Source organism: Azospirillum canadense (genome assembly GCF_025961225.1).
Classification (GTDB): Bacteria; Pseudomonadota; Alphaproteobacteria; order Azospirillales; family Azospirillaceae; genus Azospirillum; species Azospirillum canadense.
The window spans coordinates 169,193-183,167 of the sequence record NZ_JAOQNG010000007.1; the positions used below are offsets into that span (position 1 = coordinate 169,193).

Annotated in this window: 13 protein-coding genes; 5 read left to right on the top strand and 8 right to left on the bottom strand. The window is 68.8% G+C overall.

Annotated features, from left to right (window positions below):
• Window positions 1-76 precede the first annotated feature (76 nt).
• Window positions 77-916 carry an enoyl-CoA hydratase/isomerase family protein gene (locus M2351_RS28585; RefSeq protein ID WP_264659425.1) on the top strand — a complete coding sequence of 280 codons (840 nt, stop codon included), beginning with the start codon at window positions 77-79 and terminating at the stop codon, window positions 914-916.
• Between the two features lie 35 nt (window positions 917-951).
• Window positions 952-1,470, top strand: a complete 519-nt coding sequence (locus M2351_RS28590; protein WP_264659426.1) for a VOC family protein — start codon at window positions 952-954, stop codon at window positions 1,468-1,470.
• Between the two features lie 77 nt (window positions 1,471-1,547).
• On the opposite strand, the gene M2351_RS28595 is transcribed toward M2351_RS28590, so the two are convergent.
• From M2351_RS28595 to M2351_RS28630, 8 genes are all read right to left on the bottom strand, one after another.
• On the bottom strand, window positions 1,548-2,453 hold the full coding sequence (locus M2351_RS28595) for an alpha/beta hydrolase (protein ID WP_264659427.1): 906 nt from the start codon (window positions 2,451-2,453) through the stop codon (window positions 1,548-1,550).
• Window positions 2,440-3,450: an ABC transporter substrate-binding protein gene (locus M2351_RS28600; RefSeq protein ID WP_264659428.1), complete on the bottom strand. Its 1,011-nt coding sequence runs from the start codon at window positions 3,448-3,450 to the stop codon at window positions 2,440-2,442. The genes M2351_RS28595 and M2351_RS28600 overlap by 14 nt, the downstream gene beginning before the upstream one ends.
• A 64-nt stretch (window positions 3,451-3,514) precedes the next feature.
• Complete coding sequence (locus M2351_RS28605; RefSeq protein ID WP_264659429.1) at window positions 3,515-4,360, bottom strand: ABC transporter permease; 846 nt, start codon at window positions 4,358-4,360, stop codon at window positions 3,515-3,517.
• Entirely contained in the window at window positions 4,357-5,127 is a 771-nt protein-coding gene (locus tag M2351_RS28610; protein ID WP_264659430.1) for an ABC transporter ATP-binding protein, read from the bottom strand. Before M2351_RS28610 ends, M2351_RS28605 begins: the two co-directional genes overlap by 4 nt.
• 142 nt (window positions 5,128-5,269) lie before the next feature.
• Window positions 5,270-6,067 (bottom strand): SDR family NAD(P)-dependent oxidoreductase, encoded by a 798-nt coding sequence (locus M2351_RS28615; RefSeq protein ID WP_264659431.1) that lies wholly within the window; start codon window positions 6,065-6,067, stop codon window positions 5,270-5,272.
• Window positions 6,068-6,076: 9 nt separating this feature from the next.
• The gene (locus M2351_RS28620; protein WP_264659432.1) at window positions 6,077-6,868 is read right to left on the bottom strand and encodes an SDR family NAD(P)-dependent oxidoreductase; all 792 of its coding nucleotides are present in this window, start codon (window positions 6,866-6,868) and stop codon (window positions 6,077-6,079) included.
• A 10-nt stretch (window positions 6,869-6,878) separates the two neighbouring features.
• A complete protein-coding gene (locus M2351_RS28625; protein WP_264659433.1) occupies window positions 6,879-7,673 on the bottom strand; it encodes an SDR family oxidoreductase in 795 nt (264 codons plus the stop codon).
• 134 nt (window positions 7,674-7,807) lie between these two features.
• A complete protein-coding gene (locus tag M2351_RS28630; protein WP_264659434.1) occupies window positions 7,808-8,518 on the bottom strand; it encodes a dienelactone hydrolase family protein in 711 nt (236 codons plus the stop codon).
• A 226-nt stretch (window positions 8,519-8,744) separates the two neighbouring features.
• Between M2351_RS28630 and M2351_RS28635 the strand changes: the two genes are divergently transcribed.
• The 3 genes from M2351_RS28635 to M2351_RS28645 all read left to right on the top strand — a co-directional run bounded on the left by M2351_RS28635 (window position 8,745) and on the right by M2351_RS28645 (window position 13,955).
• On the top strand, window positions 8,745-9,440 hold the full coding sequence (locus M2351_RS28635; RefSeq protein WP_264659435.1) for a GntR family transcriptional regulator: 696 nt from the start codon (window positions 8,745-8,747) through the stop codon (window positions 9,438-9,440).
• A gap of 217 nt (window positions 9,441-9,657) precedes the next feature.
• Window positions 9,658-10,776, top strand: coding sequence for an efflux RND transporter periplasmic adaptor subunit (locus M2351_RS28640; RefSeq protein WP_264659436.1), 1,119 nt, complete (start codon window positions 9,658-9,660; stop codon window positions 10,774-10,776).
• A 26-nt stretch (window positions 10,777-10,802) separates the two neighbouring features.
• Window positions 10,803-13,955, top strand: coding sequence for an efflux RND transporter permease subunit (locus tag M2351_RS28645; protein WP_264659437.1), 3,153 nt, complete (start codon window positions 10,803-10,805; stop codon window positions 13,953-13,955).
• The last annotated feature ends 20 nt before the right edge of the window (window positions 13,956-13,975 follow it).

The following is a 13,975-nucleotide window of genomic DNA, read 5'->3' on the forward strand; positions in this document are numbered from 1 at the left end:
ATTTATGCGCGGCCGCGCCGCGCGCCAAGCTGTGCCGGCCAAACCAATGGAAAAGGTTCACAGTCCGGAGGCAAACATGCACGACCCGCAAGCCGCGCGGCAAATCCGCCTCGACCGGCGCTCGCCGCAGTATTGGCGCGTTACCTTCGATCATCCGCCCCTGAACATCTTCGGGCCGGAGACCATCCCCCAGCTGGAGGAGATCGTCACCGCGCTGGAGACCGACGCCGACGTGACGGTGGTGGTCTTCGACAGCGCCGTCGAAGGCTTCTTCCTGACGCACTACGACTTCCTCGCCGATCCGGAGGACACGACCAGCCTGCCGCCGGGGACGACGGGCCTGCCACCCTTGCCCGACATGCTGGTGCGCCTCAGCCGCGCGCCGGTGGTGTCGATCGCCTCGATCCGCGGACGAGCCACCGGCGTGGGAAGCGAGTTGGCGCTCGCCAGCGACATGCGCTTCGCCAGCCGCGAGAAGGCGATCCTTTCGCAGTGGGAGGTCGGCGCGGGGCTGGTCCCGGGCGGCGGGCCGATGGCCCGGTTGCCCCGCTTGATGGGCCGCGGCCGCGCGCTGGAGGTGCTGCTCAGCGCCGACGACATCGGCGGCGAACTCGCCGAGCTTTATGGGTATGTCAACCGCGCCCTTCCGGACGCTGAGCTGGACGGATTCGTCGACGCGTTGGCGCAACGGATCGCGTCCTTCGACAAGCAGGCCATCGCGGACACCAAGCGTCTGGTCGACGTGGCGAGCCTGCCGTCCGATTCCGAAATCGCGCCGGAGTGGGACGCCTTCATCACCTCGGTCGGCCGGCCCGCGGCGAAGGCGCGGATCAAGGCGCTGATGGAACGCGGCTTCCACAGGGCGGGCGACGTCGAGCGGCGGCTCGGCCATTACGTGGGCCAGCTCGGCCACTGACGATAGGGCGCAACCCAACGCTTGAGGAACTCGCCATGAGCACACCGGAAACCGCAAGGCCGCCGGCATCCCACCTGAAGCTTGAGGTCATCGTCATCCCGGTGTCCGACGTCGACCGTGCCAAGCGGTTCTACGAAGGATTGGGCTGGAGGCTCGACGCGGATTTCGCGACGGGCGACGGGTTCCGTGTCATCCAATTCACCCCGCCCGGTTCGCCCTGTTCGGTCATCTTCGGCCGGGGAGTCACGTCGGCCGTGCCGGGCTCGGTCCAGGGGCTCCATCTCGTCGTGACCGACATCGAGGCGGCGTGCGCCGACCTCGCCCGCCGCGGGGCCGAGGTGAGCGCGCCGTTCCACGACGCTGGCGGGGTGTTCCACCGCGCCGGCAAGGACGGCCGCGTCGACGGCCCGGACCCGGAACGGCGCAGCTACGCCTCCTTCGCCTCGTTCAGCGACCCGGACGGCAACGGCTGGGTGCTGCAGGAGGTGACCGAACGGCTGCCCGGACGGGTGGACACGGATGACGCGCCGGGAACAGCCTCCACGCGCGGGTGATTTCGCGCCGGACGAGGCGTGCGACGAGGTCGCCGCACGCATCCGTTCGTTCCTCGCCAAGCGGGGGACGACCCGCGTCACCCCGCTTCCAGGAAATTGCCAACGGTTTCCCAGAGCAGGTGGCGGCGCAGTCCCAGGGGCGTGCAGTGGGCGAGCCCGGGCAGAACGGCGATGCGCTTGTCGCCGCTGGGCAGGCGGCGGAAGAAGGCCAGCAAGTCGTCCAGCGTGGCGATGCCGTCGTGCTCGCCACGCACGATCAGGGTTGGCGCCGTGACGCGTTCCGGATCGATGAGAGGCAGGCGCGTGGTCATGTCGAGGTAGGTGCCGGTCGGGACGGAATCGCCGTAGGACAGCTGCGCGTCGGCGCAAGCCTCGATGACGGCAGGGTCGCTGGTTCCCGGCAGGTCGCGGGTGAAGATGCTGGTGATAAAGGCGCGGTCGATCGGGCGGCGGTTGTGGGTGCGGAAGTAGTCCACCCCGTCGCGCCGCTTGGCGAGCGTCGGTGATCCCTCGCCGGTCCACACGAAGGCGTCGAGCACGAGGCGGGACACCGCGTCCGGCGCCGCCTGGGCGAAGCCGGCCGCCCGCAGCGCGCCCGAGGACATGCCGTAGAGCAGGACGGAGGAGGCGCCGGTCTCGCGCCGGATCACCTCCATGGCCGCTTTGATGTCCTCCACCCCGCTGGCGATGTCGGAGTTGCCGTCGGTGACCGTCGAGCGGCCGTAGCCCTCGTGGTCCAGCGTCCACACGTCGTGGCCGCGGGCGGCCAGCCAGTCCATGAAGGAATAGTCCGGCTTGCCGGGAACCGTCAGGTCGAAGGTCGGCAGCGCCGACATGGACGAACCGTGGATCAGCAGCACCGGCGGGCGGGCGGCGTCCGCCCCGACGGGGCCGCGCTTGCGCCACAGGAACAGCGAGACCGCGCCCTTGCGGGCCCAATGCTCCTCGCCGCGCACGCTCTGGAAAGGGTTATTGTGTTGCATTGTTCGGCAGCAGCTCGTTGGTGAAGGTGGTGGCGAAGTCGACGGGCTGGCCGCCGGGCTGGAGGAAGTCGTAGACCTTCTTCGCCCCTTCCATCGTCATGCGCCCGTTCTTGCTCCAGATCTGGCTGACGAGGCGGTAGGCGCGGGCGTTGGTGTCCGGATTCATGGCCGGGAACTCCGCGGCCATGATGGCCGGCCCGCGCTTGGGATCGAGAAGGATGGCCTGCGCTTCGGAAAACACCGCGGCGACCTTGCGCGCGAGGTCCGGCTTGTCGCGGATCGTCTCGGGCAGCGTGGCGACGGTCATGAAGATCAGGTCGGTGAAGATGGGGACCTCGCCGTCCATGATGTTGACCATGATGTCGCCGACGCCCTCCTGCTGGACCATGGCGCCCGCGGGTTCGACCGGCAGGGCGGCGTCGATGACCTTGCCCTTCAGGGCGCCGATGTAGGAGGCCGGCTCGCTGCCGAGATAGACCAGCTCGATGTCGCCGGGAAGCGCCAGGCCGTAGCTCTTGGCGAGCACGCCCAGCATCTTTTCGCCCGATCCGGCGGCCGACGGAACGCCGATCCGCTTGCCCTTCAGCGCCTGCACGCGCTCCGCCAGGGTCTTGCCCTTGCTCGCCTCGACCAGCGCGTTGGACGCGACGATGTTGTTGAGCGGGCGGTCGGCGACGTTGAAGATCGCGACCATCTTCTGGCCGCGGGCCGCCGCCGTCAGGATGTGCTCGTAGCTGAGGACACCGAAATCGACGCCGCCGGTGGTGACCGCCTGCAGCGCCAGCGGACCGCCGTTGACAAAGGTGATTTCCGGCTTCAGCCCGTGCTTCTCGAACAGCTTCTCGCGGACCGCGACGTACAGGGGGCCGGAAAAATAGCCGTGCCCGATGTTGGCGATCCGCACCGCCTCCTGCGCCATGGCCGGCGCGCCGAGCGCCAGACCGGACCAGACGGCCAGAACGGCCAGACACATCGTTTTAAGGCCCATCGCTTTCATGCTGTGGTCCTCCCTCCTGTCATTTTTGGATGTTCTTTCTCTCGTCTTTCTCTCGGGCCGCCGTTCAGCGGCTGACGACCTTCCATCCCTCCAGTCGTGATTGGACGAGGTTGACCGCCTCGTTGAAGACGACCGCCAGGGCCGCGATCACGGTCAGGGCGGCGAACACGCCCGCCGTGTCGAATTCGCTGCCCGAGCGCTGGATGAGGTAGCCGAGCCCGCGGCTGGACGCGATCATCTCGCCCATGATGGTGCCGATCAGCGCGTAGGGCAGGGCGGTCTTCAGCCCGGTGAAGATCCACGAGGTCGCCGAGGGCAGCACCACCTTGGCCAGGATCTGCCGGCGCGTCGCCTTCATCAGGCGCAGCACGTCGACAAGGTCGTTGTCGACCTCCCGCACCCCGGCGAAGGTGTTCACGAACACCAGGAAGACGACCAGCGCCGCGGCGAGCGCGACCTTGGAGCCGATGCCGAGGCCGAGCCACAGGATGAACAGCGGGGCGAGCGCCACCTTCGGCAGGGCGTTGAAGGCCCAGATGTAGGGGTTGAACAGACGGCTGAGGAAGGGCGACAGGCCGAGCCACACCCCCCCGAACACGCCGAGCACCGACCCGATCGCGAAGCCGAGCAGGGTCGCCTCCACCGTCGCCCACAGGTGGGGGAAGATGCTGCCGGTGACGATCCAGCCCCACAGCCGCCCCAGGATCGCCAGCGGCGTGCTGATCAGGAACTCGCTGACCACGCGGCCGGAGAGCAGCTGCCAGAGGGCCAGGAACGCCACACCGACGGCGGCTTGGAGCAGCAGCATCACCGGCGTGCCCACGTCCTCCAGGCGCCGCCGCCGCCGCGGCTTGGCTCCGGCGGTGCCGGCGGGTTGGTCAACCCGGTCGAGCAGGTGATCGCTGTTCATGGCGTGACCTCGTCGTATTCCTGGCGCAGCCGCTCCCAGAAGGCCGTGTAGATCTCGTGGAACCGGCTGGTGAAGCGGATGGAGTCGACGTCGCGGGGCCGGGGCAGGTCGACGACCCCTTCGAAGGCGACGCGGGCCGGGCGCTTGCTGAACACCACGATGCGGTCGGCCAGCGTGATCGCCTCCATCAGGTCGTGGGTCACCAGGATGATGGTCTGGCGGTTCTCCGCCCACAGCTTCAGGAGCAGGTCGTGCATCGCGATCCGCAGCTGCGGGTCGAGCGCGGCGAACGGCTCGTCCAGCAGCAGCACTTGCGGGCCGTGCAGGAGCATGCGGGCCAGGCAGACGCGCTTGCGCATGCCGCCGGACAGTTCGCTGGAGAACTTCTGCTCGAACCCGTCGAGCCCGACATGGGCGAGCATCGCTCGCGCCGCGTCGTACCGCTTGGCGGGCGGCCACCCCGCCAGTTCCAGCGGCAGGGCGACGTTGTCGAGCACCGTCCGCCAGGGCAGCAGGTTGTCCTTCTGCGTCATGTAGCCGACGTCGGTGTTGACGTCGCCAACCGTCCGGCCGTTGTAGCGCACCCGCCCTTCGCTCGGCGGGTACAGGCCAGCGATCATGTTCAACAGCGTGGACTTCCCGCAGCCCGACGGCCCGATGAAGGCGACGACCGACTGCGGATCGACCCGCACGTTGACGTTCTGCACCGCCCGGAACGTCTGGGCGCCCTTGCTGAACGTCTTTCCGATGTCCTGCAACTCAATCAATGGACGCTCCTCTCATACGGTCGGCGGATCAACACGCCCAGTGCCTGCCGACCGTTGATCCCGACAGATCCCTTGGGCCGGCAGGACATTGCCAACGGCAATGTCCGAGAGGCCAATGCGTTGGCATTGATCGAAAGGGTGATCAGAAGATCATCCGCTGATGACCTCCATCCACGTCGATGTTGGTGCCGCACAGGTAGCTGGCGCGCTCGGACGCCAGGAAGGCGACCGCGTCCGCGATGTCCTCCGGCGTGCCCCAGCGGCCGAGCGGGACGGTGTCGCCCCAGCCGCTCTCCTGCTGTTCCAGGCTGCGCCCCAGGTAGCGCTCCTCGTCGATCACCAGATCGGCGGTCAGCGGGCTGGAGATGCGGCTGGGGCAGACGGCGTTCACCAGGATGCCGTCGCGGCCGAGATCGTCGGACAGCGACTTGACGAGCGCGTGCTGGGCGGCGTTGACCACCGCCGACCCCAGGACGGCGGCCCCCGGGACCTTGCCGGCCTGCCCGATAACCAGGATCAGGCGCCCGCCGCCCTGGCGGCGCAGGTGCGGGGCGGCGTGCCGGGCCAGCTCCCAGGGGCCGAGAACCTTGGTCCGGAAATGCGCCTCCACCTGCTCCGGCGAAAGCTCCTCGCAATGGCCGCGGAGGTGCGTCCCGGCGTTGCTGACGACGATGTCGAGCCGGCCGAAGGCCGCCACCGCCTCCTCCACCAGCCGGCCGGCTTCGGCCGGGCGGTCGACGTGGGCGAGCGTGCCGCGCACCTCCCTCTGCACTTCGCCGTCGCCGCGCAGCTCCCCGAGCGCCTCCTCCAGCCGCGCCGGCTCCCGGCCGCAGACGAACACGCGCCCCCCTTCGCGGAGGAGGCGCCGGGCGATGGCCAGCCCGATGCCGCTGGTCCCGCCCGTCACCAGGGCGACCTTGCCCTCGATGCCCAATTCCATCGTCCCCTCCTAACCGAAGACATAGCGGTTGTAGCCGCCGTCGACCGAGATCGAACTGCCGGTGACGAAGTCCGCCCGGTCCGAGACCAGGAAGGCGATGAGGTCGGCGACCTCGTCCGGCGTTCCCAGCCGCTTCAGCACGTTGGACCGCGTGAAGCCGGCCATGGCGGTCGCCCGGTCCACGCCGCGGTCCCGCATCTCCCGCGCGATCACGCCGGTGATGATGTCGGTCTCGATGTATTGCGGGCAGACGCAGTTCACGCGGATGTTCTCGCGGGCGACGGCGTCGGCGACCGACTTGCTCATCGCCATCGCCGCGGCGTTCGCGATGCCCGACGGCAGCCGGTCAGGGTGGGGATGGCGTGCCGCCTGCCCGACGACGTTGACGATCCGCCCACCGCCCTGGCGGCGCATGGTCGGCAGCACCAGGCGGATCATGCCCAGGAAACCGAACAGCTTGTCGTTGAGCTGGCGTTGCAACTGCTCCTCGGTGAGGTCGTCGAGCGAGGCACGCACATGCGTGCCCGCGCTGTTGACGAGGATGTCGACGCGACCCATGCGGTCGAGGACCGCCGCGACGAAGGCGGCCCGCGACGCGGGGTCGGCCATGTCGGCCGGCACCGCCATCACCCGGCCGCCGCCGTCGCGCAGGTCGGCCTCGGCCTCGGCGAGGCGTTCCGCGCCGCGGGCGCAGATCGCCACGCTGGCGCCTTCGACCAGCAGCCGCCGCGCCGTGGCGAGGCCGATCCCGCGCGATCCGCCGGTGACGATGGCGACCTTGCCGGCCAGTGCCAAGTCCATGGCCCGTCTCCTACCAGAGGCCCTTCAGCCGGCCGCCGTCGGTGTTCAGCGAGACGCCGGTGATGTAGCTGGCCCGTTCCGAGCACAGGAAGGCGATGGCGTTGGCCAGCTCCTCCGGCCGGCCGAAACGCCCGAGCGCGTTCTTCCGGGTGGCGAGGCGCCGGGCCTCCTCCTCGGACGAGACGCCGAGTTCCTTTTGCAGCCCCTGGGCGTTGCGGCGCCACAGGTCGGTGGCGACCCAGCCGGGGCAGACGGCGTTGACCAGCACGTTGTGGGGGGCGAACTCGGTCGACAGCGACTTCGTCATGTTGAGCAGCGCGCTGTTCGTCATGCCGGAGCCGAACATGTAGGGGTCCGGCTCCTTCCCGGCACCGCCGATCAGGCTGACGATGCGGCCCCAGCGCTTTTCGCGCATCACCGGCCACACGGCGCGGATCGCGCGCATCCAGCCGAACAGCTTGGTGTCGAGCTGGGTTTGCAGGCCTTCCTCGGTCAGCTCGTCGAAGCGACCGGAATACATGGTGCCGGCGTTGTTGACGAGGATGTCGACAGTCCCGAAGCTTTCCAGCGTGGCGTCGACCAGCCGCTGGATGTCGTCAGCCTTGGTCATGTCGGCGACGATGTGGCGCACCTCGCCGCCGGTCTGTTCGGCCAATTCCCGGCAGGTCGCCGCGACCTCGTCGCCGTTGCGCGAACAGGTCATGACCTTGCTGCCGGCTTCGAGCAGTTCGCGCACCGTCTCGCGGCCGATTCCGCGGCTGCCGCCGGAGACGATGGCGACCCGCCCTTGAATGCCGAGATCCATGCTGTTTCCTCCTGGTGGTGTTTTTTCGCGTTCTGATGGACTCCGCCCCGGATACCGATGGACACGGATCCGTTCGGCGGCTGGCGCCGGGGCGTTCGAGGCGTGGGAAGTGCGGCCGGACGGCCGTTCCCCGTTCAGGCCGGAGGTCGGTGGCGGTCCAGAAAGTCCAGCGTGATCGCCAAGGCTTTGGCGGCGCTGGGGGCGTGCCATTCCTTCCGGTGGTCGCAGTTGAAGCCGTGGTCGGCCGGGTGGCTGTGGATTTCGGCCTCCGGGTGGCGCCGCCGGATCCGCTCCCGATCCTCCGCGCCGACCCGTGGGTCGAAGTCCCCGAAATGCAGCAGCAGCGGCACCCGCGGTGTTTTGTCGATGAATTGCGCGATCTGCCCGCCGTAGTAGCCGACCGCGCCGTAAAGGCCGGTCAGCCGGGCCGCGGCGAGGAAAGCCAGCGTGCCGCCCAAGCAGAAGCCGAGCACGGCCACCGGGCCATCCACCGCGGCCGCATCGATGGCCGCCTGCACATCGCGGAGCGAGGCGTCCCAACCGATGGCGTCCCGCAGGACGCGACCGGCGGCGATGCCATCCGCGTCGTAGCCGAGTTCGACACCGGGCCGCACGCGGTCGAACAGGGCCGGCGCTACCACGCTGTAGCCATCCGCTGCGAAGCGGTCGCACACGTTGCGGATGTGCGCGGTCACGCCGAAGATTTCGTGAAGGACCACCAGCGCGCCGCTCGCCGGCTCCCGCGGGTGGACCCTGTAGGCGTTCAGCGCGTGGCCGTCGGCGGCGTGCAGGCGAATTGAGGTGCCGGCACGCTCGCTTTGGTCAGTGGGTTCGGATTCGTCCAACGGGGAATCCCCCTTTGGCTCCATGGCATCCTCCCTCTCCCATGGGCGGAAGCGACCTGTTCCCGGTCTGCTTCCGTGGGAGGCGGCGCTGCCCCGTGCGGCGATTTGCCGCGGTCGCCGGGACTTTTGCATCTTTTTTTGCCGCCAGTATTGTAGGACAATATTGCCTCCACGCTTGCGCGTCAAGCAGGAAAGTTGGATACTCTGATTGATGGGAGGGCCAACAATGCTCAGCACCGACAGCGCCGCGACGGCGGCCGACCAGCCTCGGGGCATGACCGTCGACTTCGTGGTGGAGAAGCTGCGGCAGGGCATCATGGAAGGGCGCTTCGTGCCCGGTCAGCGCCTGATCGCGCGCGACCTCACCGACGACATCGGCATCAGCCGCGGTCCGCTGCGCGAGGCCTTCCGGCGGCTGGCGGCGGAGGGGCTGGTCGATCTGATCCCGAACCGCGGCGCCACGATCCGGCGCCTGTCGCGCAAGCAGATCCGCGACTTGTTCCGCATTCGCGAGACCCTGGAAGGGCTGGCGGCCCGGCTGGCGGCGGAGCGGATCGGCGAGGGCGACCATCGCCGCGTCTTCACCGAGGTGTGGGAGCAGGTGCGCCCGACGGGCCGCGAACTGCCCTGGCGGGTCTTCATCGAACGCAACCGCCTGTACCACCGCACCATCGTGGCGATCGGCGGCAACGACCAGTTGATGGAACTCATCCAGCAGCTTCAGCTGCCCCTCGTCATGCTCCAGATCGGCCAAGCCATGCCGATGGAGAACGCCGAACTCTCCCACCAGGACCACATCCACGTGGCGGAAGCCATCCTTGCCGGCGACCCGGACCGGGCGGAGGCGGCGATGCGGACCCACCTGCGGCGTTCGCACGACTGGATCGTGACGCTGCCGGATTCGGCGTTCCGGTCGGACTGATCGGGCGGCGGACAACTCCCTCAACTAGAGCTTGAGTGACCTTACAAAGGGGTAACCCGCCCTCCCGCAAGCGGATTGGCGGATGGGCGGCGGCGCGGGTTATCCTGGCAACCATATCGCCGGGGCCATCGCCGGGGACCATCGCTGGGGGGCACCGATGGGAAACGATCCATGCGGCGCGTTAGGCTGCCATCGACCGGCGCGCCGTGCAGGGCTCGTGATCCTGGTCAGCCTCCTGCTGTTGGCCGCCTGCGGTGAAAAGAACCACTACGTCGCACCGCCGCCGGTCAAGGTCACCGTCGCGCACCCCGTCCAGCAGCCCTTCACGCGCTACCTGGAAGCGACCGGCAACGCCGCGGCCGTCAACTCCGTTGATCTGGTGGCGCGCGTCCAGGGCTTCGTCCAGGAGATTCATTACAAGGATGGCGACGTCGTCAAGCAGGGTGCGCCTCTCTTCACCATCGAGCCCGAACCCTACCAAGTGCGGGTGACTCAGGCCCAGGCAACGGAGGACGGGGCGACGGCCACGCTGAAGCAGGCCGATGCCGAGTACAAGCGGCAGGCGGAACTGGCCCTTCGCGACAACACCTCGAAATCGGCGCTCGACCAGGCGCTTGCCACCCGCGCGCTGGACCAGGCCAACCTGACCCAGGCCAAGACGAACACGCGCCTTGCCCAAATCAACCTCGGCTACACGCAGGTGACGGCGCCCTTCGACGGCATCGTCACCGCGCGGCTGGTGTCGGTCGGGGAACTCGTCGGAACCTCGCCGACGCAACTGGCGACCATCGTCCAGCTCGACCCCGTCTACGTGACCTTCAACATCAGCGAACCGGACCTGCTGCGCGTGCGCGCGCTGATGAAGCGGCGCGGCCTGACGCCGGGCGACCTGAAGAAGGTGCCGGTCGAGGTCGGTTTACAAAGCGAGACGGGCTACCCGCACAAGGGGCTGTTCGACTACGCAGCGCCCATCGTCAACGCGGCCACCGGAACGCTGCCGGTGCGCGCCGTCTTCCAGAACGCCGACCGGGCGCTGCTGCCCGGCCTCTTCCTGCGCGTGCGCGTGCCGATCGGCGAGGATGAGACGGCGCTCATGGTGCCGGACGCGGCGCTGGGGAGCGACCAGGGCAGCCGCTACGTGCTGGTCGTCAACCAGGACAACGTTGTGGAGCAGCGCAAGGTCGAGGTTGGACCGAGCGACGGCGGCTTGCGCGTCATCGACAGCGGGCTGAAGCCCGACGACCGCGTCATCGTCGCGGGTGCTGTGCGGGCGATCCCCGGCCAGAAGGTCGACCCGCAGGTGCAGACCGCAGCGGCGGCGATTCCCGTCAAATAATTCCCGTCAAACAGGAGGCGGCGGCGATGATCTCGTCCTTCTTCATCGAACGGCCGGTCCTCGCCAACGTGCTCGCCATCCTCATGCTGCTGATCGGCGGCGTCGCGCTGGTCGGGCTTCCGGTCGCGCAATACCCGAACGTGGTGCCGCCCACCGTCCAGGTCACCACCCGCTATCCGGGCGCCAGCGCCCGCACCGTCGTCGACACCGTGGCGCTGCCCATCGAGCAACGCGTGAACGGCGTCGAGGACATGATCTACATGCAGTCCTACAGCGGCGCCGACGGCACCTACAAGCTGCTGGTGACCTTCAACATCGGCACGGACCTGAACTTCGCCCAGGTGCTGGTGCAGAACCGCGTGTCATCAGCGCTGTCCTCCCTGCCGGACGCCGTGCAGGCCCAGGGCGTGACGGTCGACAAGCAGTCCACATCCGTCCTGATGTTCGTCACGCTGGGATCGCCCGACGGCCGGTACGACAGCCTGTACATGAGCAACTACGCCACCATCCGGCTGAAGGACGAGCTGGCGCGGCTGCCGGGGGTGGGCAACGTCACGGTGTTCGGCGCCGGCCAGTATTCCATGCGCCTCTGGCTCGATCCGGAGAAGCTGAAGTCGCGCGGCCTGATGGCCCAGGACGTCATCCAGGCGGTCCAGCAGCAGAGCCAGCCGGTCGCGGCCGGGCAGGTCGGGATGCCGCCGACGCCGTCCGCCCAGGCCTTCCAGTACACGGTCAACATCGCCGGGCGGCTCGCCGACCCCGCCGAGTTCGAGAACGTCATCGTCAAGAGCGGCAGCGCCGGTGACCTGACCCGGCTGCGCGACGTGGGGCGGGTCGAGCTGGGCGCCCAGACCTACAGCCAGTCCTTCACGGTGGGCGGGAAGCCGGCGGCCGGAATCGGGATCTTCCTGGCGCCCGGCGCCAACGCGCTGGACGTGCAGGCCGCGGTCAAGGCCCGCATGGCGGAGCTTGTCCGCGAGTTCCCGCCGGGGCTGAGCTACGACGTGCCCTTCGACACGACGGCTTTCGTGCGCGCGGCGGTGGACGAGGTGTACCGCACCCTGGTCGCGGCGGCGGTGCTGGTGCTGGTGGTGATCCTCGTCTTTTTGCAGGACTGGCGGGCGACGCTGGTGCCGGCGACGACGGTGCCGGTGACCATCGTCGGCGCCTTTGCCGCGATGTACGCGCTGGGCTTTTCCATCAACCTGTCCACCCTGTTCGCCATCGTGCTGGCCATCGGCATCGTGGTGGACGACGCGATCGTCGTGGTGGAGGGTGCGGCCCACCACATCGAGCGCGGCTTGGCCCCCCGTCAGGCAGCCGAGCGCGCGATGGCCGAGCTGTTCGGGCCGATCATCGGCATCACGCTGGTGCTGATGTCCGTCTTCCTGCCGGCGGCCTTCCTGCCCGGCCTGACCGGGCGCATCTACGCGCAGTTTGCGCTGGTGATCGCGGCAACGGCGCTGTTGAGCGCCATCAACGCCGCAACGCTGAAGCCGACGCAGAGCGCGCTGTGGCTGCGCCCGGCCGTGCCGCCGGAGCGGCGCAACATTGTTTACCGCGCCTTCAACACCGCCTACGCGCGGCTGGACCGCGCTTATGGCGCGCTGATCGCCCGCATGGTCGGCGCCAGCGGCCTGATGGCGGCGCTGGCGGTCCTGGCCATGGCCGCCGCCGGCTATGGCCTGACGCGCGTGCCGACCGGATTCCTGCCGATCGAGGACCAGGGCTATCTGCTGGCGGTCGTCCAACTGCCGGACGGCGCATCGCTCGCGCGCACGCAGGCCGTGCTCGACCGCGTCACCGACATCGCCGGCAAGACGCCGGGGGTGGCCAAGGTGGTGAGCGTCGCCGGGATCTCCGCGCTCGACAACAGTTCATCGCTGGCCAACGCCGGCATCGGCTACATCGTGCTGAAGGACTGGAAGCAGCGGGGCAGGGGACAGGACCTGGCCTCCCTCTTCACCAGCCTGAACCAAGCGATGGGCGCGATTGAGGAGGCGCGCGTCACCGTGCTGCCGCCGCCGCCCATCCAGGGCATCGGCAACGCCGCCGGCTTCGTCATGCAGGTGGAACTGCGCGACGCGAGCTTCGACCTCGACAAGCTCCAGGCGGTCACCGACGCCATGGTGGCGAACGGCCAGGGCCAGTCGGGCCTGCAACGCGTCGCATCCTCCTTCCGGTCCAGCGTGCCGCAGATCGCGATCGAGGTCGACCGGGCGAAGGCCGAGACGCTGCACCTGACTGTGGACCAGGTGTTCGACGCGCTCGCCTCCTACCTCGGCTCCAGCTACATCACGCAGTTCAACAAGTTCGGGCGGGTGTTCCAGATCTACGCGCAGGCCGACGCGGCCTTCCGTTTGCAGCCCCAGGACATCGGGAATTTCGCCGTGCGCAACCAGCAGGGCGAGATGGTGCCGCTGGGCACCGTCATCACCATCAGGCCCACGGTGGGGCCGTCGCTGATCAGCCTTTACAACCTCTACCCGTCCTCCACCATCATCGGCCTGCCCGCGGCGGGCTTCAGCTCCGGCGAGGCCATGGCGATGATGGAGCAGATCGCGGAGCGCACGCTGCCCAGGGGCGCCGGCTTTGAATGGAGCGCCATCTCCTACCAGGAGAAGGCGGTCGGCAACCAGATCTACGTCACCTTCGCCCTGGCGCTCCTGCTCGTCTACTTGGTGCTGGCCGGGCAGTATGAGAGCTGGTTCGCGCCGGTGTCCGTGATCCTCGCGGTGCCGCTGTCGCTGCTGGGGCCGGTGGCGGTGCTGCTCGCGCTTGGCATCGCCAACAACCTCTACATCCAGATCGGCCTGATCCTGCTGATCGCGCTGTCGGCAAAGAACGCCATCCTGATCGTCGAGGTGGCGCGGGAGCGGCGGCTGCGCGACCGCATGCCGATCCTGGACGCCGCCGTCAACGCGGCGCGGGCGCGGCTGCGCCCCATCCTGATGACCTCCTTCGCCTTCATCCTCGGCGTCCTGCCGCTGGTGCTGGCGACCGGCGCCGGCGCCAGCGCGCGCAAGTCGATCGGCATCACAGTCTTCAGCGGCATGATCGCCTCGACCTGCCTGGCCGTGGTGTTCGTGCCCACCTTCTTCGTGGTCGTGCAGCGGGTCGAAGAATGGTGGGCGGTGCGCGGCAAGGCGGCGGCGCCGGATCTGGCCTCGGCGGAATAACCCTCGCCCGCCGGAGGCGG

Coding starts and splice junctions, on each gene's coding strand:
- M2351_RS28595 (WP_264659427.1), bottom strand. CDS start 2,453: ATGCAACACAATAACCCTTTCCAGAGCGTGCGCGGCGAGGAGCATTGG.
- M2351_RS28645 (WP_264659437.1), top strand. CDS start 10,803: ATGATCTCGTCCTTCTTCATCGAACGGCCGGTCCTCGCCAACGTGCTC.
- M2351_RS28635 (WP_264659435.1), top strand. CDS start 8,745: ATGCTCAGCACCGACAGCGCCGCGACGGCGGCCGACCAGCCTCGGGGC.
- M2351_RS28605 (WP_264659429.1), bottom strand. CDS start 4,360: ATGAACAGCGATCACCTGCTCGACCGGGTTGACCAACCCGCCGGCACC.
- M2351_RS28615 (WP_264659431.1), bottom strand. CDS start 6,067: ATGGAATTGGGCATCGAGGGCAAGGTCGCCCTGGTGACGGGCGGGACC.
- M2351_RS28585 (WP_264659425.1), top strand. CDS start 77: ATGCACGACCCGCAAGCCGCGCGGCAAATCCGCCTCGACCGGCGCTCG.
- M2351_RS28625 (WP_264659433.1), bottom strand. CDS start 7,673: ATGGATCTCGGCATTCAAGGGCGGGTCGCCATCGTCTCCGGCGGCAGC.
- M2351_RS28590 (WP_264659426.1), top strand. CDS start 952: ATGAGCACACCGGAAACCGCAAGGCCGCCGGCATCCCACCTGAAGCTT.
- M2351_RS28620 (WP_264659432.1), bottom strand. CDS start 6,868: ATGGACTTGGCACTGGCCGGCAAGGTCGCCATCGTCACCGGCGGATCG.
- M2351_RS28600 (WP_264659428.1), bottom strand. CDS start 3,450: ATGAAAGCGATGGGCCTTAAAACGATGTGTCTGGCCGTTCTGGCCGTC.